General features: G+C 59.1%; 17 protein-coding genes. 13 read left to right on the top strand and 4 right to left on the bottom strand.

Translation table 11 applies throughout. The features are described 5' to 3' along the window. The first annotated feature begins 57 nt into the window (after nucleotides 1–57). The 5 genes from HMPREF2537_RS05910 (at nucleotide 58) to HMPREF2537_RS05930 (ending at nucleotide 6,701) form a co-directional block, all read left to right on the top strand. The gene (locus HMPREF2537_RS05910; RefSeq protein WP_070526386.1) at nucleotides 58–1,410 is read left to right on the top strand and encodes an MFS transporter; all 1,353 of its coding nucleotides are present in this window, start codon (nucleotides 58–60) and stop codon (nucleotides 1,408–1,410) included. Nucleotides 1,411–1,475: 65 nt separating this feature from the next. Next, a complete protein-coding gene (locus tag HMPREF2537_RS05915; RefSeq protein WP_070526390.1) occupies nucleotides 1,476–2,084 on the top strand; it encodes a cation efflux transmembrane domain-containing protein in 609 nt (202 codons plus the stop codon). A gap of 412 nt (nucleotides 2,085–2,496) precedes the next feature. Further along, nucleotides 2,497–3,879: a hypothetical protein gene (locus HMPREF2537_RS05920; RefSeq protein ID WP_070526393.1), complete on the top strand. Its 1,383-nt coding sequence runs from the start codon at nucleotides 2,497–2,499 to the stop codon at nucleotides 3,877–3,879. A 185-nt stretch (nucleotides 3,880–4,064) separates the two neighbouring features. Further along, nucleotides 4,065–5,222, top strand: a complete 1,158-nt coding sequence (locus HMPREF2537_RS05925) for an alpha/beta hydrolase (protein WP_070526396.1) — start codon at nucleotides 4,065–4,067, stop codon at nucleotides 5,220–5,222. Between the two features lie 84 nt (nucleotides 5,223–5,306). After that, nucleotides 5,307–6,701 (top strand): GntP family permease, encoded by a 1,395-nt coding sequence (locus HMPREF2537_RS05930; RefSeq protein WP_070526477.1) that lies wholly within the window; start codon nucleotides 5,307–5,309, stop codon nucleotides 6,699–6,701. Here the strand turns inward: HMPREF2537_RS05930 and HMPREF2537_RS05935 are convergent, their stop codons facing one another. The 3 genes from HMPREF2537_RS05935 to mmuM all read right to left on the bottom strand — a co-directional run bounded on the left by HMPREF2537_RS05935 (nucleotide 6,702) and on the right by mmuM (nucleotide 8,586). Then, complete coding sequence (locus HMPREF2537_RS05935) at nucleotides 6,702–7,193, bottom strand: gluconokinase (protein ID WP_371326355.1); 492 nt, start codon at nucleotides 7,191–7,193, stop codon at nucleotides 6,702–6,704. It abuts the gene before it with no gap. A gap of 75 nt (nucleotides 7,194–7,268) precedes the next feature. Beyond that, nucleotides 7,269–7,655 carry a hypothetical protein gene (locus HMPREF2537_RS05940; RefSeq protein ID WP_070526402.1) on the bottom strand — a complete coding sequence of 129 codons (387 nt, stop codon included), beginning with the start codon at nucleotides 7,653–7,655 and terminating at the stop codon, nucleotides 7,269–7,271. Nucleotides 7,656–7,707: 52 nt separating this feature from the next. After that, on the bottom strand, nucleotides 7,708–8,586 hold the full coding sequence (mmuM, locus tag HMPREF2537_RS05945) for a homocysteine S-methyltransferase (RefSeq protein WP_070526405.1): 879 nt from the start codon (nucleotides 8,584–8,586) through the stop codon (nucleotides 7,708–7,710). A 350-nt stretch (nucleotides 8,587–8,936) separates the two neighbouring features. On the opposite strand from mmuM, the gene HMPREF2537_RS05955 reads away from it, so the two are divergent. The 4 genes from HMPREF2537_RS05955 to HMPREF2537_RS05965 all read left to right on the top strand — a co-directional run bounded on the left by HMPREF2537_RS05955 (nucleotide 8,937) and on the right by HMPREF2537_RS05965 (nucleotide 13,415). Next, nucleotides 8,937–9,491: a CAP domain-containing protein gene (locus tag HMPREF2537_RS05955; RefSeq protein ID WP_070526412.1), complete on the top strand. Its 555-nt coding sequence runs from the start codon at nucleotides 8,937–8,939 to the stop codon at nucleotides 9,489–9,491. 475 nt (nucleotides 9,492–9,966) lie between these two features. Further along, complete coding sequence (locus HMPREF2537_RS12455; protein ID WP_083298977.1) at nucleotides 9,967–10,701, top strand: DUF4352 domain-containing protein; 735 nt, start codon at nucleotides 9,967–9,969, stop codon at nucleotides 10,699–10,701. Nucleotides 10,702–10,924: 223 nt separating this feature from the next. Further along, entirely contained in the window at nucleotides 10,925–12,787 is a 1,863-nt protein-coding gene (locus HMPREF2537_RS05960) for a GmrSD restriction endonuclease domain-containing protein (RefSeq protein WP_070526415.1), read from the top strand. Between the two features lie 121 nt (nucleotides 12,788–12,908). Continuing rightward, nucleotides 12,909–13,415: a GNAT family N-acetyltransferase gene (locus HMPREF2537_RS05965; protein ID WP_070526418.1), complete on the top strand. Its 507-nt coding sequence runs from the start codon at nucleotides 12,909–12,911 to the stop codon at nucleotides 13,413–13,415. Here the strand turns inward: HMPREF2537_RS05965 and HMPREF2537_RS05970 are convergent. After that, entirely contained in the window at nucleotides 13,412–13,879 is a 468-nt protein-coding gene (locus HMPREF2537_RS05970; RefSeq protein ID WP_070526420.1) for an ASCH domain-containing protein, read from the bottom strand. The two genes, HMPREF2537_RS05965 and HMPREF2537_RS05970, sit on opposite strands and share 4 nt — an antisense overlap. A 704-nt stretch (nucleotides 13,880–14,583) precedes the next feature. Between HMPREF2537_RS05970 and HMPREF2537_RS05975 the strand changes: the two genes are divergently transcribed. From HMPREF2537_RS05975 to HMPREF2537_RS05990, 4 genes are all read left to right on the top strand, one after another. Next, nucleotides 14,584–15,831, top strand: coding sequence for an arginine deiminase (locus tag HMPREF2537_RS05975; protein WP_070526423.1), 1,248 nt, complete (start codon nucleotides 14,584–14,586; stop codon nucleotides 15,829–15,831). Between the two features lie 507 nt (nucleotides 15,832–16,338). Next, entirely contained in the window at nucleotides 16,339–17,577 is a 1,239-nt protein-coding gene (locus tag HMPREF2537_RS05980) for a hypothetical protein (protein WP_210383628.1), read from the top strand. A 29-nt stretch (nucleotides 17,578–17,606) separates the two neighbouring features. After that, nucleotides 17,607–18,179 carry a hypothetical protein gene (locus HMPREF2537_RS05985; RefSeq protein ID WP_070526429.1) on the top strand — a complete coding sequence of 191 codons (573 nt, stop codon included), beginning with the start codon at nucleotides 17,607–17,609 and terminating at the stop codon, nucleotides 18,177–18,179. A 3-nt stretch (nucleotides 18,180–18,182) separates the two neighbouring features. Beyond that, nucleotides 18,183–18,776: a hypothetical protein gene (locus HMPREF2537_RS05990; protein ID WP_070526433.1), complete on the top strand. Its 594-nt coding sequence runs from the start codon at nucleotides 18,183–18,185 to the stop codon at nucleotides 18,774–18,776. Nucleotides 18,777–18,810 lie beyond the last annotated feature (34 nt).

Here is an 18,810-nt window from a genome sequence, read left to right on the forward strand (position 1 = left end):
ATGTGCGCCTAATGTCCCATAAAAAGGTAATGCACTTCACATAAGGAGTACCTCGATATGACTACCCATGCACCGCCGGCCTCTTCGGCCGAATCCGGCGCCGAGGAAATCAAGGTCGAGTCAAAGGACGTCTTCCGCATCGCCAGTTCCGCATTCGTCGGCACTGCCCTTGAATGGTATGACTTCTTCCTCTTCGGCACCGCCGCCGCGCTCGTCTTCAACGATCTCTTCTTCTCGGGAATGTCAGGCACCGGCGCCACCCTGGCCTCCTTCGCCACCTTCGGCGTGGGCTTCCTTGCCCGCCCGCTCGGCGCGGTCATTTTCGGCCAAATCGGCGATAAGATGGGCCGCCGACCAGCCCTCATCATCTCCATCGTTGTCATCGGTGTGGCCACCGGAATCATCGGCCTTCTGCCCACCTTTAACAGCATTGGCATTTGGGCGCCCATCGCTCTCGTCATCCTGCGCCTGCTTCAAGGAGTCGCCGTTGGCGGCGAATGGGGCGGTGCAACGACCATGGCCATTGAACACGCACCGGCTGAAAAGCGCGGCCGCTACGCGGCCTTCGTGCAGATCGGCTCCCCCGCCGGCACACTGCTCTCCTCCGGCGCCTTCGCGCTTGTGCTCATGCTTGATGATGACGCGGTGAACTCCTGGGGCTGGCGTGTTCCCTTCCTCATCGCTTTCCCCTTCCTTGGAGTAGCACTGTGGATTCGCACAAAGGCTGAAGAATCTCCTGTCTACAAAGCCCTCGAAGAGGAAGCAGAAGCCGACGAGGCTGCGCACCAAGGATCACTGAAGGAACTTTTCACGCAGCACTTCCCACAACTGTGCCTTGCTTCCGCAGCGGCCTTCCTCGGCATTGGTGGCTTCTTCGTCATGAGCACCTATGTCCTCTCCTACGCCACAACCACGCTGGACTTCGACCGCCAGACCGTCGTGAACGCCACCCTCCTCGGCGCTGTGTGCCAGATCTTCATCAACATCATCTTCGGCCGCATCGGCGAAAAGATCGGCCCCGGTCGCGTTATCGGATACGGCGCGCTGGCCACCGCCATCATGGCGTGGCCGCTGTGGACGATGATCGATACCGGCAATGCCGTACTCCTCACGCTTGCCGTCTGCATCGGCCTGTCCCTGGTCACCATCACCTACTCCGTCTCGGGCGTCCTGCTCTCAGAGGTCTTCCCCGCCAACGTCCGCTATTCCGGGGTGGCCATCTCCGCCAATATCGCCTCGGCAGTATCGGGACTGCTGCCTTTCCTCGCTACCGCATTGAACGCCTCCAACGACACACCTAGCTCTACGCCGGGCATCATCATTTTGGCCACTACCGCGCTCATCACGGCTTTCGGTGGCTTCGCTGGCGAGAAGCACCGCCGCGAGGACGACGTCACCATCGTCGACTAATGCACCACCGCTCAGAAGAAAAATAAGTTGGGACACGGCACCCAAGCCCACTAGGCTCAGGTGCCGTGTCGCATGATCTCTCCGCCTCCACACTGAACGCTCACGCCCGGCGCATTGTCGCCTGGGTAGCCGCGCTGAACCTCCTCGGATTCTTCGCCGAGTTCATCATCGCCTGCATCATTGGCTCGGCCTCACTCTTCGCTGATGCCGCCGACTTCCTCGAGGACTTCCTAATCAATGCGCTCGTGTTGTTAGCGCTGCGTTGGTCGGTGGAGGGGCGTCGCAAAGCAAGCTATGGCCTGGCCGGGCTCATCCTGATTCCGGCGGTGGCGTCCTATGGCATGGCGATTTGGAAGATCATCAACGGCGCTGTCCCTGAACCACTCACGCTATCGGGTACGGCCGTGGCCGCCATGCTCATCAATCTGCTCTGCGCAGTGCTGTTGCTGCAGCTGCGCCACGGCAGCGCACTCACGCGCGGGGCATGGTTGGCTGCACGCAACGATGTCGCCGCCAATATCCTCATCCTTGGCGCTGGCCTGCTCATGCTGGCATGGGCAAGTCCATGGCCGGATATCGTCGTCGGCCTCATCATCGGCACCATCAACTTGCGCGCAGCGGCGGAGGTCTTCGAACAGGCACGTTCAGAGGACCCAGAGATCGAAGAAGACTAACCCGGCCTTTATAAGAAACCTTTAAGCCTGCGTCGCGTCGCCGCGCGCCCATTCCCCCGCCCCCTGGTGGCCAGAATTACCCACTGACACCCCACCCAACACCCCCTATACGCCCCTATATGGGGTCATTCTTTAGTTTGTGAACGAACGGTCAAAGAGACGTTTTCGCAGAATACGGTCTAATCGAACAAAACCAAGGTCTTCGCAAATTTCTTAGCAAAACGTTCACCCTAGGGTCACCCAATCAACACTTACTTCAATGGGCAAAAATATAAACAATTCTAAGGGTGCGTGATCCTGAAAAGCGTCTTATCGTTGCAACACGTCACGCACTGGGCACTACAGCTCACACACAGCGCCACCACGGTGCGTCACCACATTGCCCCATAATTTTTCATCCAGGAGAACATCCATGACCAAGCGTCGTCGTACCGCTGGCCTCATCGCCGGCCTCGCGATTGCAGGCACCGCCCTCATCGCACCGGCTGCATCCGCAGCAACCCACACCGAGTCCTACCCGGAGACCCCGGCCATCAACGCCAAGCTCCCCATCGTCCACACCAGCCACGGCTCCGACCACATGAAGGCCAACGTGCTCAACCCGCGCCCGGTGTGCAACCCGTGGGAGGACCACCGCACCGTGGTCTACAAGGTGACCGATAACTTCATGCCGGCAGGCACCATCTCCACCACCAACCAGACCAAGAAGGACATCCCGCTGCAGCAGGACCTGTCCAAGTCCCAGTCCATCACCCTGTCCGTCAACGGTGACCGCACCGAGACCACCTCCATGAACGCGGGCGGCAAGGGCTCCGGCAAGAACTCCGAGGGCTCCTTCGGCATCTCCCACGAGATCGCCACCAAGCTCGGCGCTTCTGCGTCCTACTCCCTGTCCTGGGAGGCTGGCCAGTCCATCGGCCCATACGATGTTCCGCCGAACCACACCGGTGAGGCCACCTACGGCTTCCGCGTTCTGAACATGACCGGCACCCAGCAGTACTGCAAGCCGAACGGCACCTGGTCCACCCCGACCTTCTGGTCCGCAATGCAGCCGATGAAGAACGAGGTTCGCGTCAAGCTCTACGACGACATCGCTGATTCCTACGCTCCGAACAAGGACGCTCAGAACACCACCGACGTCAACGATCCGAAGGTTGTTGAGGAGGAGAAGTCCCCGGAGGCTGACGCTGAGGTCATCAAGGACAACGAGGTCGCTCCGGAGGAGAAGGCCGTGTCCGAGGCTGAGGGCAATAAGGAAGAGGAAGCCGACAAGAAGGTCCAGGAGGACGTCGAGAACGGCAAGACCGATGAGGCTAAGCAGAAGCTGGACCTGAAGCCCGTTCTGACCACCTCCGGCGCTAAGCACGCAGGTTTCGCTGGCACCGTTGCTCTCCGCCTGGAGAACGTCGGCACCGAGCGCTACTACGGCGACTTCCCGGCTGTTCAGTACCGCGTTGACGTCAAGACCGCCGAGGGCCCGAAGGGCGTTGACCGCCTCATCACCCCGCGTTCCTCCAACGGCGCGCACATCCGCGACCTGGGCTTCGACGAGAAGACCTCCACCCGCTCCTTCGAGGTCACCCTGGCCAACCCGATTAACGCTGGCGAGTCCGCTCGCGTTGCCAACCTGGACTTCGGCGACGGCAACACCAAGGAAGGCCGCCTGAAGAACTACATCGAGGTCACCCAGATTTCCCGCCTCGACGGTGACAAGTCCACCGACAACGACCAGAACGTTGACTCCCGCGAGATCACCGTGAAGGACACCGGCAAGAAGGCTGAGGGCCTGTTCTAAGCAACACCCCTCGCCCACTGCAGAGAGTGCACAGCCCGCCGGTGCTTCATCCGGCAATGAGAGAGTGAGAGGACCCCGACCGCCACGCGCGGTCGGGGTTTCTTTATGCCCAGAGACTCTTTCACGAGGCTCTCATAACGCAGACGGCATTTCGCGGTACACAATTAGTTGGCTATTGTGAACAAATGCATTTCTCTCGCACCGCACTCGCGGTCCTTCTTTCTGTGGGGCTGGTCCTTTCCCCCACTCACACGCAGCCGGCACACGCACAAACACCGGATACGATGAGCAGCGATATCGCCAACATCGATCAACACTCCAGTGCCCTCGATCCCATAGCACTGGGCCCACTAGCCCCAGTACTCTTTGCCGACAATATCGTCGCTGCCTGGGGGCAGTTGCTTCAGCAATTGAGAATCCCGACGGTAGCACCGGACGCTACGCGCCCACCGGCGACCACCGCACCGGCACAACTGCGCGAGCTGCGACATATCCAAGACAACGTGTGGGAACTTAAGGCCTATTCACCGGCCATGGACCGCGTCATCACCAACGACATCATTCTTCCTCCGGGAGGATTAGACAATACTCAGCCTCGCCCGACCTATTACCTCCTGGGCGGCGCTGGTGGAGGCGAGGACGCACTGTGGTGGGACGGTGGAGGAGCTTCCGAGTTCTTCCGCGACAAGCACGTGAATGTCGTATCACCCCGCGGTGCTTATGGCTCGATGATGTCCGACTGGTCGCAGCCCCATGACACCCACGGAAAATACAAGTGGGCTACCTACCTGACCAAGGAGCTCCCGCAGCTTATCGACGCCGAGTTTCACGGCAACGGCCGCGACGGCATCGCGGGCGTGAGCAACTCGGGTGGCCCAGCCCTGGAGCTCGCCACATATGATCCGCGCTTTAAGGTGGCTGGTTCCTTCTCCGGCTGCCCTTCGACCACAGGTATCCTTGCGCAGTCTTTCGCATGGGTAAGCGCGGCTTTCTACGGTACGGACCCAGCGCGTTCTTTCGGCGCACCATGGGATCCGGCATGGGCACAGCATTCGCCGGTTCTCAATCTCGAACAACAAAAGGGGCGGAAGACCTTTGTCATCGTCTCCCGCGGTGGCCCAGCAGACTTTGACGTCGATATTGAGGACTCACCACTCCCAGCCTTGGGCCTCAACGAACGCTTGGATTACTGGTGCAGTTCCTTTTACGCCAAGCGAGCCACCGCCGCTGGCGTTGATCTTGACTACTACGAGCTTCCGGCCGGGCGCCACACGTGGGGGCTGTTCCGCCGGGAGCTAGCCATCAGTTGGGCCACGGTGGGCCCGGCACTCGGAGTGAACTAGCACCGGCGATCCCGCACACAACTGAAGCGTGTGAGCTCTAGATCACCACGCAGCGCACACGTAAAATCAGCATTCATGAATGTCATGGATACTTGGGAGCCCACGCTGGGCACCGGACCTCTACTTGGAATTGCGGTGGCGGCCATTGCCGTCATCCTCATCCTCGTCATCCACTTCAAGGTGCACGCCTTCGTCACCCTTGTCACGGTCTCCGCGCTCACCGCTTTGGCAGCGGGAATCCCGCTGGATGGCGTGGTTCCCACCATGACGAGCGGCTTCGGTTCGACCCTCGGTTCCGTGGCCTTGTTGGTGGGCCTGGGCGCCATGATCGGGCGCTTGGCAGAGACCTCCGGTGGCGCCAAAACGCTTGCCGACGCCCTCGTGAAACTCTTCGGCGAAAACAAAGCGCCCCTGGCGTTGGGCGTGGCTTCCCTCATTATGGGCTTCCCAATCTTCTTCGACGCAGGCCTCATGGTGATGCTGCCGGTCATCTTTGCCGTTGCCAGGCGCTTGGATGGCCCAGTCCTGGCCTATGGCATTCCCGCGGCCGGTGCTTTCTCCGTCATGCACGTCTTCGTGCCACCTCACCCAGGCCCCGTCGCAGCAGGTGAGTTCTTCAGCGCGAACATCGGCCTGATCCTTATCTTCGGTCTCCTCGTGGCTTTGCCCACGTGGTATCTCTCCGGCTACCGCTTCGGGCTCCACCTGGGCAAGAAGTACCCCTACCGTCTTGAGGAGGCCATAACCGGCGCGCTGGTCAGCGATGCCGAATTGCCGGATCGCCCCGCCTCCCCGGCTTCAGTAATCAGTATCCTACTCATCCCTATGGTCCTCATCTTCGGCAATACCGGGTTGAGCACGCTGGGAACGGCTGGCGTTGTCGATCCTTCTGCTACATGGGTGCGCTTCCTCATCTTCCTGGGGCAAACGCCGATCGCGCTCATCATCACCGCGCTTGCAGCGATGGCCGTGCTGGGGTTGCGCCGCGGGGAAGACAAGAGCGTCATTGAGAAAACCATGGAGTCCTCGCTCGGACCGATTTGTTCCGTCATCCTCATCACCGGTGCCGGCGGCATGTTCGGCGGGGTGCTGCGTACCAGCGGCATTGGTGATGCGCTCGCGGATTCTATGTCCAACCTCGGTGTCCCCGTTATCTTGGCCTGCTACCTCATCGCGGTAGCCCTGCGCCTGGCACAAGGCTCAGCCACCGTTGCGCTCACCACTGCCGCCGCGCTCATGGCACCCGCCGTCGAAGCTGGTGGCTTCAGCGAAATCCAGCTGGTCCTCATCACACTGGCCACCGCGGCTGGCTCCGTCTTTGGTAGCCACGTCAATGACTCGGGCTTCTGGCTCGTCGGCCGGCTCATGGGCATGGATGTGTCGACCACGCTGCGAACGTGGACTGTAAACCAGGCGCTCATTTCCTCTATTGGCTTCGGCATTGTCCTTATCTTCTACGGTGCCGCCGCGCTGCTTTAGCTAGCTCTGAAGGTACTTTGCCGCCGCGGCGGCCAGCTCCTCCGGCCTAGCGCTGACATCGAGCACTACTCCTGCTTCCTCTGGGCGCAGTTCCTCCAGCGTTTCGAACTGCGAATCAAGCAGGGATACAGGCATAAAGTGCCCAGAACGCTTACTCATGCGTTCTTTGAGCAGATCATAAGAGCCGTGCAGGTGCACGAAAACCGTATCTGGCGCTGCGGCCCGAATGAGTTCACGGTAGGAATGCTTGAGCGCGGAGCAGCCGACGATGGCTCCATCTTCTTGGTCCGCGAGGAAGCGCCCGATGGATTCGAGCCAGGGTTTCCGGTCATCGTCGTCAAGCGCCTGCCCCGAGGCCATCTTCTCGATGTTCGCCGCCGGGTGCATGTCATCCCCGTCCTGAAAGGGGAGGCCGGTGTGCTGCGCCAGCAACTCCCCGACCGTAGACTTGCCGCAGCTTGAGACTCCCATGATCACGACATGTTTGCGCATCATTCCTCCTTCACACGCCACCAGATTTTAGGCGCTATGCACTACGTGACAGAGCACGGCTGAACACAGTTCGGCTTAGCCCAGTGGCCCGTAGCCAAAGTCGCCACGCTGGACCTCACCGCGGGATTGTGGGTCGAAGGTCGCACACAGGGCAGCCGCGACGTAGCGCACGCCGCCCGCCGGCGAGGAGGAGCCGACGCGCTCGGCGCAGTTCTGGAGTGTCGGCATGCCGATGCTCTGCCCCGGCTGCGTCATGGAGAAGAAGGAGGCGGCCATCATGGTGTTGCCGTCGGCACGCACATACTCCGAGGAGCCCTTGATGGCTTGCCAGGCAACTGCCCCGACGGGATCGGTGCGGAATTGATCCCGCTCGGTCTGGGTCAGCTCGGCGTTGGCGGCGGGTACGGTCAGTGTGGTGATGAACAGCGCTGCGGTTGCAGCGAGGAGTGGAAACTTTTTCATAGGAACACTCTATCCCCATACCACAGGATTGTCTCGGCATTAACCAGACGGCTTAGCTGATGGCCTTGCGCAACTGCCGAATCTCCGCAGGGCCAACGCGGCAACAGCCGCCCAGCACGTTGACTCCTGCGGCGCGAAGTTTCAACGCCGCTTCGGGCAAGCTCATTTCGCTAGCCGGAGCAGGCTGCCAGTCGTGGGCACTAAAATCCCAGACCTCACCACTGTTGGGGCAGGCCAGAAGCGGCTTATCGATAGCACCGCGCACGTGCGCCACCACCCCGCATGCCTGCGATGGGTTGACGCAATTTACGCCCAAGGCTCCCAGACGGGGTGACTGGTTGGCCAGCTCAATAACCTGCGAGAGCTTCGCCAGGCCCGCCGCGATGGCGCCGGTAATGCTTAGTGCAAAAGGCTTAGGCTGTGCTTCAAGGAGTTCGAGCAGTGCTGCGGCCTCCTCGACGTTGGGAATGGTTTCCGCAAGAAGGAAGTCGGCATCAGTATCCGCGAGTACCGCTACCCTGCGGGCATGCCAGCGCTGCAGCTCATCACGGCGCAGATCATAAGCGCCGTCATAGTCCGTCCCCTTCCCCGGACCGGCACCATAAGGACCGATGGATGCGGCGACAAGCAGTTCACCGTGGGCAGCGCGCTTGTCGACGGCCACTTGCGCCGCCCCACGAGCCACTCCGACGCTGCGACGCAGAAGCTTCTCCGCTTCTTCACCAAGCACATCAAAGGTGACTTGGTAGGAGGCCGTGGTGGCCACCTGAGCGCCGGCGGCGAAGAAGTCCACGTGCGCAGACTCAATGAGCGCGGGGTTCTCCCGCAACACCCGCGCCGACCACAGCGGGCCTGCGATGTCATGCCCCTGGGCTGCAAGGTGGGTTCCGAGGCCACCATCTAAGAGCAGCGGCCCATCAAAGAGTGCCATGGCGCATCAGCCTAGCAACGATTCAGCAACCACCAGGCACCGTCAGGATAGCCCGCCTTAATGGTTCGATTGATTTTCTTAATCCTCAATCTCCACTACAAAGCACACACAGCCCTTCTGCCTGCTCTTCGCCGCGCTTGCCGACGCCTCCTCCGCCAACACCTCCCCACAGATGGATAAATGCAAACTATATTTTGCGCGAAGCAATATAAACGCACAGACAAGCTTAAAACCACTGGTCAAACGGATTTTCCACCCGATTAGGAGCTTTAATTTTAGGTGAAAGTACCGCTCGGTACGCGGCCACAATGCCGCCACTTAGCCCCTGAAGTAGAAAAAGGTGCCCAGCCATGTTCCGCCTTTCATTCGGGCATAAAGCCACAAAGATCGTCGCCCCGATTGCTGCCGCCGCAGCACTCTTCGCCGGCTCCCTCAACGTTCCTGCTCAGGCCGTAAGTTCCTTCGGCTCTTCCACGCCAGCCGCGTTCATCAACGCCATGCCCTCCGCTGCCGGCCCGGCAGCTCCAGCTCCCCGCGCATCCGCCAGTGTGCAAGGCATTATTAAGCAAACCAATGCCCAACGCGTGGGCAATGGCCTCGCACCGCTGCGTGTTGACCCGAATCTGACCAACTTGGCACAAGATTGGGCCAACACCTTGAGCCGCGATGGCAAGACCCGTCACCGCCCGAACTACTGGACCCACTACCCCGCCGGCCTGCCAGCCGGTGGTGAGAATGTTCTCCAGGCATGGAGCGACTACTCCGATGCCCGCGTTGTTCAGCTGTGGATGGACTCCCCTGGCCACCGCACGAACCTGCTCGATCCCCGCGCCAAGTCCGTGGGCATCGGCATGGCCGTCGGTGCTGATAGCAAGCTGTATGCTGTGCAGAATTTTGGGCGGTAGGATTCGTACACTCCGCCACTAAAAGGAAGGACCAAACCGCAGACAGGTTTTAACTCTAAGGAAGCTTCAGGAGTTCTAGAAAATAAAGTCAGAAAATGCTGCAGCAAGAACTGCCGCTTCCTAGGTTGTACGGCCGCCCAGCATCGATCCCACAGGACTTTCTCCCTGAGCGTCACCACACATGGTCATTCTGCAGTTTCAGAGTCAAATCCAATCCACAAGTTCAAGCCGCAGTAGAGACGTCTTGGAGTGAGATTTCCAGAGAACTAACGCTTTTGATTTTGACCCAAAAGAAAAATAAGCGATATTTATATCACGACGTTCTCTCGTCTACAGCAGGAGCCGAAAAGCTCAGACTGACTATCTACCCGAGCGAAACCATCGCTACGCCTCATGTCACCACCGGCGGCCCTATTAGGCTTGGCAACGGGTGCCCTCTCCTTCGACAACCAATCACTGAATGATTCGATAAAACATGGCAAATGACAATTCAAACCCGTTCTACGTTCCCGCAGTTAGGAAGCAAAGCTTCCTCAAGAAACCGGTACCCCTTTGGTCATTGGGCGCCTCACTAATCGCAGGTCCACTTCTAACCTTCGGCGCCATCACACTCGCGGATACTGGAACGACCGACGCACGGGTAAACACCGGCGAGAATTCCTCGGCGGCTCCAGCCAACTTACACTCAACTGCACCAAGTTCGACTTTAACCGGACAGGATGATTCACCGTCTTCGACAGACGAAGGTCAAAACATTTTTTCAGTGGGAGAATTATCTACCAACCACGGGATCCGTCTAACAGTAGAGTCAGTTGAGATAGTCAGTGAGCTAGGGATAAAAAAGGAAGCTCGCGAGTACCTCACTGATTCAGAGGCTCTAACCCCAGATCACGACGGGGCTAAGTTTGTTCGGGTAAACGCTTCTATTACCAATGAGAGCGTCAAAGCCCTTCATTTGTCATGTGGCTTTGACGGCTTTACGGTGCTCATGAATAGCCAAGGACAAGAATATACAACTGTTAAAAATCTGTACCATCTCGCAGGGAACCCTGACTGTTCCGACTCAATCGCTCCCGGCTTCTCGGGGAAGGCATCGTATGCCTATGAAGTGCCGGACAACCACGAATTGGGATACTTTGTCTACGCAGATCCTTCAGTTTCAGGCGCTACCGACAATCCGACCCTTATTCGTTTGGGAGAATCCGTCTAGCGAACACTTTAGGTTCAGGTATCAGACACCTTCGCATCACGGGGTAATAGCTAAACACAGCACCCTTCCAATAGAGCTTTGTACAGGAATCAGGTTGGAATGTTCCACTGACTCACGAACGCTTTAGCGGGAGCTGGTTTCACAAAACCTGCTCCATTTTCTCCTCCTCCCTTGAGCTTTTGAGGCATGCTGGAATGGACTATTCACCACAGAGGAGGCTCCGGTGGGTTTCAACACCAACATGCACCAACTATCGGCGCTGATGCGCTCCACCGAGAACGGAGAGGTTCAGCTCCCCGATTTCCAGCGAAAGTATAAGTGGGAAGACGAGCGTGTTCGTCAGCTCCTCATCACCATTTTCCGTGGGCATCCGCTGGGCATCATCATGTTGTTGGAAACTGGTAACTCCTCGGTCAGGTTCAAGCCACGCCCGATCGAGAGCACCGAGGCTACGGCTACTTCCGAGCCCAAGTTCTTGCTTCTCGACGGTCAGCAACGACTAACATCGCTTACCCAAGCCCTCAAAGGCGACGGCGTTGTTCACACCAAAGACTCACGCGGCAAGCGCCTCGATCGCAGGTACTTCATCAATATCCAGAAGTCTATTGAGGATCCCTTCGAGCTGGATGAGGCAGTGATCTCCGTGCCAGCTGATGGGATAATTCGAACCAACTTCAACCGCGATATCGTGCTTGATCTCAGCAGCATGGAGAAGCAACACGAAGCGGGTTATATCCCCGTTTCGCTACTGCTTGATCAGATGGGACTTTTCGAATGGTTCGGCAAGTTGGGCGATACCGAGCTCATGACCGCATTCAGCGATGGAATCATCCGCCAGATCAACGAATACAAGATTCCAGCAATTGAGCTAGACAAACAGACCGACAAGGCAGCGGTGGCCACCGTCTTCGAAAAGGTCAATGTTGGCGGGCTCCCGCTCAACGTTTTTGAGCTCCTCACGGCGGTGTTCGCAGGCGATGCCGAGTACTACGACAAGTACCAGCGCGATTTCCGCCTCAACGATGACTGGGTTGAGACCAAGGAGCTATGGAAAGAACATGATGTCCTCCACAAGGTGGAAAACACTGACTTCCTCCAAGCAATCACAATGTTAACGACCCTTGAGCGAAGCAAGCATTCTTCGGGAAACCGCAAAGTCGGTCTGTCTGCCAAGAGGGAAGACGTTCTAAGGCTTGAGTTGAACGACTACCTCACCTGGCGTGACGCCCTGCGTCAAGGATTCATCTGGGTAGCAGGCTTCCTCGCAGACCTGCACATCTATCGATTCAGGGATGTCCCCTACCCGAAGCAATTAGTGCCGCTAGCTGCCATCGCCGTTGTCCTTGGCAAGGAAGCAGACAAGCACCACGTGAAAGAAAAAATCACGCAGTGGTTCTGGAGCGGAGTCTTGGGCGAGCTTTATGGCGCTGCCATTGAGACACGCTTCGTGCGTGACCTCGAAGGGGTGCCCGCTTGGGCGATGGGTGAAGAAACTACCGCCCCGCGCACCGTGCAGGACGCTACTTTTGCTGAATCCCGCCTTCATTCCTTGCGCACCCGCAATGCCGCTGCATATAAAGGCATTGCCGCGCTCATCATGGCACAGGGCTCAACTGACTGGGTAGAAGGTAAACAATTCGGCGCATTCCAGTACAGGGATATGGCCGTGGATATTCACCATATTTTCCCGAAGGACTGGTGCAAGAAAAACGGAATTGATGACGAGCGCCGCGAATCCATCGTCAACAAGACGACGCTGAGCGCACGCACCAACCGTGTCATCGGTGGCGTCGCACCGTCGGCATACTTGTCCAAGGTTGAGAGCGAATCAGGCTTCGCTGCCGACGGCGTGGACGACGTTCTCCGCGGACACCTCATTTCACCCAAAGCACTGCGCAGCGACAACTTTGATGCGTTCTTTGAGCTTCGAAGGGAATCACTCTGCACGCTCATCGAGGGTGCCCTGAAGAAGACGGTCCAACGCGATGTCAGCGAAGGAAACGCTGTAGAAGACTCGTCATTCTTCGAGGAAGAAGCCCTTAAAGAACCAGGCCAGTTGGTAGAGGAACCCCTATCAGAAGCCTGAGGCAGCATCTGTTCCTTGCCGACCAGCGCAGCAGCGCAGCCTTCGGCCAAGAACGACTGCACCACCCGTTTCAAGTTTGGGTAACCTTGGCAGACCGTAGCTTTCAATCTTAGGAGTCGCAATGAATGATGCTCACACTCTCCGCACCCCGCGGCTCAGCTTGTCAGCACCAAGAGATGCCGACATTGATGCCGTCTTTGCTATTCACTCGGATGCTCGCACCTACGAGCACCGCCCTGAACTAGCCATGAAGACCAGGGAGGAAGCCGTGGAGCTAGCACGCTCGTGGCAACAGAATTGGAGTGAAAAGCAACTGGGATACTACGTGGTGTCCACACTCGATGGCACAACCATAGGCTTTACCGGTGTGCGCCATAGCGAAGAAGCCGGTGAAGAAGTGCTCAACCTCTACTACCGCTTCGCACCCGAATCGCAAGGCCAGGGCTATGCCAAGGAGGCCGCAGCCGCTGCGATTGCCAGTGCGCGCGAGCGTTTCCCTCAGCTCCCCGTCGTCGCCATCATCGACCCCACGAACGAGGCGTCGATTGCGCTAGCCCTAAAGCTTGGACTTCAGCACGTCCCCGGTGCGGGCGTGCCGGATGACTACGAGGTGTACCGACTCTCCTAGGTTTCGGCGTGCCACGGCACCAAACCCCTAGTCGGGTACCGCGAGTCGATGGTGAAACGCTGACACACCACCTGGGTGTCATCGTTGATATCTAGCTCCCCGATATATTCAACGAACTCGGGTGAACGCCAGAACTGCTCATGCCCGGCGCGCCATTCACTGGCATCGGCGTATCCCTCGCCCTCGGCGATGGCGTGCTCGTCGCTGACGTCCGCAAGCCGGCACGCGTAGACCTCGGTGGTGCGGATGACGCACACCACGTTGTCGTGTGAATCGAGGACGGCCTCAAAGGTGCCCACATCCTCACGCGGGTCATGGTCGCGCGGGTACTCAGCCAGCAAGGACGTCGTGGTGGTCTTGGTGCCGTCCAGGATGGCGGTGACGAGGGCATCGCGAAGCGGGCCGGGGAAGGCGAACTCGCCGCGGGGCAGTTGCGATATAGGTTCCAAAGCGTCCTGAGCCATACGTTTACAGTACGTTGCTCATTAATGCTGTTGACCGTGCACGTGCTAGTTTGCCGTTTCGTCCAACTGGACGTTCGACCCGCGCGTTCGAATCATGCGCAGCCATGTCCAGCTCCACTCCTAATGTCAAAGATTCCCCTACACGGAAGACGGAATCCGCCCTTCTTCCCTATCACTCCGGGGCCGCGCTGCTACTTCCCATTGCCTAGCGGCGCGGCCCCTCTTTCAAACTTCAAAGCTCTTCACAAACTTCAAAGAATTCACAAAATTCGTAAACTTCACAAGGCTTCAAAAGCTCTTTGGGTGGGATTCGCGCAACGGGTCATGGGAGAGCATGAGAAAATTTCCCCTTTCTACTATTCGCGCAGAGTTTTCATTCCCTCCGTCTTTATTCATCCAGCCTCCGGCTAGGGCACGATGGCCTCGGCGTCGATGTTACCGCAGTGGTGGAGGGACGGACGTCGGCAAGCTCTGCATGGAACCGCACCACGTGCGCGCCAGGACCGTGTGAATAAACGCAGATAATAGTATGCACACAGCCGCAAAAACTGCATCTACGTGGACTTTCCTCACCCTCGGAAGCTTGAAAAAGTTCAAACTCATCTTAGAATTGTCATCTAGTTCACAATCAGCTCTTGCGGTGCTGCCACTCACTACACACGTGGCTAACACGGTGCACCGCACGCAAAGAAAGGTTCACGCAGATGACAACTCCCCCGCTGGGCGTGTGGTCCGAGGTTGGCAAGCTCCGCCAGGTCATGGTGTGTGCGCCGGGACTCGCGCATGAACGGCTGACCCCCAACAACTGTGGGGAGCTGCTTTTCGACGACGTCCTCTGGGTCGACGAAGCCAAGAAGCATCACGCGGAGTTCGTCGCCAAGCTGCGCAGCTACGGCGTCGAGGTGCTGGAGATGCACACCCTCCTGGAGGAAACGCTAGCCACCCCGGGCGGGCGTGACTTCATCTTGGATTTCAAGCTGTTGGATAGGAACGTTGGCGTGGGCATCGGCGGCGAGCTGCGCCACTGGTTCAACGAGATGTCCAACGCGCGCCTGGCGGAGCTCCTCATCGGCGGGCTGCCTTTCGCTGAGATTCCGAAAGGTCTCGGCCACGGCACCATCGACGCCATGCGCGAGGTCTACGGGCCTTCCGCTTTTGCGCTGCGCCCGCTGCCCAATACGCAGTACGCGCGCGATAACTCGGCCTGGATTTATGGCGGGGTTTCGCTCAACCCAATGCGCATGCCGGCGCGCCACCAGGAAACACTCCTAACACGGGCTATCTACAACTATCACCCGCGGTTTGCGCAGGCAGATTTTCAGTTCTGGTACGGAAATAACGATGAGGAGCCGGGGCTGGCAGCGCTGGAGGGCGGCGACATCATGCCGATTGGCAAGGGCATCGTCCTCGTCGGCATGGGTGAGCGCACCACGTGGCAAGGTGTGAGCCAGCTGGCCATGCGGCTCTTCGAGGAAGGCGCGGTGGAGAAGATCATCATCGCGGCGATGGCTGCCGACCGCGCCTCGATGCACCTGGATACCGTCCTGACCTTCCTGGATGCGGATAAGGTCACCGCCTACCCCAAGGTTGTGGACACCATCCGGCCCATCGTTCTGCATCCCTCGACGAGCACGGCGCCTTTCGACGTCGAACTACCCACCGACTCCTTCCTTGAAGTCGTCGCACAGGCACTCGGCATTGGAAGCTTCGAGGTCATCGAAACCGGCGGAGATGTTTATACCGCCGCCCGTGAACAGTGGGATGATGCCAACAATGTCGTGGCCATTGAGCCCGGCGTGGTGGTGGCCTATGACCGCAACAAGCACACCAATAAGAAGTTGCGGGCTGCCGGCATTGAGGTCGTCGAAATCGGCTCCGCGGAACTAGGCCGCGGGCGCGGTGGCGGGCACTGCATGACCTGTCCGATTGTTCGCGATGCGGTGGATTATTAACAGCCCTATGGGAATATACTTTCGCATCACCCAGCACACACCCTGCCCTACATAAGAGAGGACCGCGAGGGAGACGAGGGGGACGTCGCCAAGCGCAGCGCCATTTGCACCATAGTGCCTTCCGCGCGTTTCTCACCCCGGGGTGAGAAATGCGGACATGGCAATACCCTTCATCCCCCTCAATCTCACGGTGGAAGATACACAGAGTGAAGCCCACTGCCAGCAGGTTTGACAGAAAACTGTAGGTTTTCAACTCCCCCACATAGGGTCGACCAAATTATGGTGCACGAAAGGTCAAAACACTGGCAGTCATCATATTGGCATCGCTAACCTCCCCACCGGCCTAAGAAAAGTCATTCCTCCTTTTCCTAGGAGTGCGCTTCTGACGCCTAGGATTGTTTCAGGCTTAAATTAGTTCCACATCATTCTTTGAGATTCTTTAAGGACGGTATCCAGGTGCACATCAAGGGATTGCGTGCGCTCGCGCCGCTGACAGCTACTGCCGCGATGGCAACCGCGGCCTTCATCGCGCCCGCAGCACAGGCGGCCAGCATTCCGCCCATGCCGCAGGCCTACCCCATCACCAACCTCTACAAGAGCTGCAGCGCAGCAGGTGAAGACAACGCCACTCCCGAGTGGCACTTCGCAGAAACCGGACGCCGTTATTTGAGCGACGGCACCCTGCAGTTCAAGAACACCACTGACCAAGAGGTGCCCTACACCGCCTCGGTGGAAACCGGCACCAACCACAAGATTGAGGCCAACTCCAAGGCCGCGATGCCCTCCGGGTGGGACACCACCGCCAAGTCCGATATCGGCCTGAAGTTGAGCAACGGTTGGCAGGAGAAGGAAACCTTCGGCCCCATCACGCTCAAGCCGGGCGAATCCTTCCGCGTGGAATATGGCGTGGTGGAAAAAGACTTCATCTCGATGTTCGTCGGTTGCAATGACGACCGTCTGGAGAACCTCCCCGGCGCCAACGTCATCCGCGGCAAAGGCCCGGCCGAGCGTTATGCCTTTGCCTACATCATCAAGGCCGATGGCTCCATTTCGGACCTGGCCATGGAGATTCCTTCCCGCTCCCCGGGCGCGAACTCAAAGCCCATCGAAGGCAACTACACCTCCGTATCCGGCCCCAGCCTGGAGAAGATCGCGGACCCGAAGAAGGATGAAATCATGCAGCCTTCCGAGGACTTGCAGCGCGACCCCTCCTGGCCGAAGGAGGGAGAGACCTGCGAGAGCGGCGATAGCTCCTGGTACCCGCTGGATATCACTGCCGTGACGCCGAGCTTCCGCAAGCCGGGCTACTCCACGGACTTCCTCAACTGGTCCAAGGGTGACTACGAGTATGCGCCGGTCACTGACTTCGTCGTCGGTGCGGAGCACTCGCCCTACACCAACTGGCAGGGCAACCGCGGGGATATCCCGAAGGGCTGGCTGGAATCCGTCGGCGCGGTCAAGCGTGCCTACATGCCGGTGGGAACCGAGCTCGAGCACGTCGACCTCGCTCCCGGCGAGCGCGTTCGCGTGGAGTACGGCACCACCATGACCCGCATCAACTACCGCGAAATCCACTGCGGCAAGGACGGAAAGTACAGCCTGACCTCCAACTACAAGCAGACCACCGCTCCCAGCGGTTTCTGGGCGGAGGCCACCATCACGGGCAAGGACGGTTCCACCCGCACCGAAGACGTCACTCCGGAGGAGTACCGCGACCTCCCGGTCCCGACCCAGACCATCTACTAATCCACCTTTAATCCCAAGGAGAAATCACCATGTTCAAGACCAAGATTGCTTCCACCACCGCCGCCGTGGCCATCGCCTGCGGCCTGATCGCTACCCCGGCCGCTAACGCCCTCCCGGCACGTGACCTGGGCCCGGCCAACCCGACCACCATCGGTGAGCACTGCACCAACCCGGGTGACACCGGCCAGACCGTTAAGATCAAGCGCACCTACTTCGACGGCTCCGCCGGCTCCTGGACCGTGTCCAACTACAACGACGAGCCGCTGCCGGTCACCCGCTCCATCAAGGAAACCAAGACCAAGACCTGGAACGTTTCCGCCGGCGTTGACTTCAAGCTGCTGGATCTGATCAACTTCACCTTCTCCTCCAGCTACACCGATTCCCAGTCCTATGAGGTCGGCGAGCAGGTCGGTCCGTACAACATCGCCCCGGGCAAGACCGCCGTCATGCGCGCCGGCTGGGTTGTCTCCGACTTCGAAGGCCAGAAGACCATCTGCGGTTCCGATAACACCTGGCAGGCCAACGGCGAGACCTTCACCGCTACCCTGCCGAAGGAGCGCCACGTGGAGGTCTCCACCCGCGACAACAACGATTGGGGCTAAGACGTGCTGAAGAAGTCCATCGCGAGCACCTTCGCTAGCGCCTGTGCCGCGCTGAGCCTGCTGGCGGCCGCTCCCGTTGCCCACGCCGCGGACTTCGGCGGGGACTTCGAGCTGCCGCAGCGTTGGAATGATGATTTCAAGCCGGGCACGCACTGCGCAACACCCGGTGAGAACGGCACCTATGTCACCGCCACACGCCGCTGGTTCAAGCAGACCGATGCCACCAGCGTGGCCAACCGCAATGATGAGCCCGTGCCGGTCAGCCACACCGTGACCCAGGCCCGCACGCAGACCATCGAGGTCTCCGGCTCCATCAAGGGCGAGGGCGAACTGGCCAAGGTGCTGACCCAGACCTACGGTTTCAACTACGTGCACGAGCAGCACTGGAAGCTGAACCAGGAGGTTGGCCCGTACACGCTGCCGGCGAACTCCCAGGGCAAGCTGGTGTGGGGCTTTACCATGCTCGATACCGACGGTCAGGACGTGCGTTGTAATACCGACCAGGAATGGGAGGCTGTGGGCAAGCCCTACTCCGCCACCGTTCCGGAGGCGCGCTACTCCGAGCTGCAGCTTGGTAGCGCCCCCGTCTGGAACTAGCTCACCTCCCCAGGCCTCAGAGAAGAGGGCACCC

The organism is Corynebacterium sp. HMSC074E01 (assembly GCF_001808885.1).
Taxonomy (GTDB): Bacteria; Actinomycetota; Actinomycetes; order Mycobacteriales; family Mycobacteriaceae; genus Corynebacterium.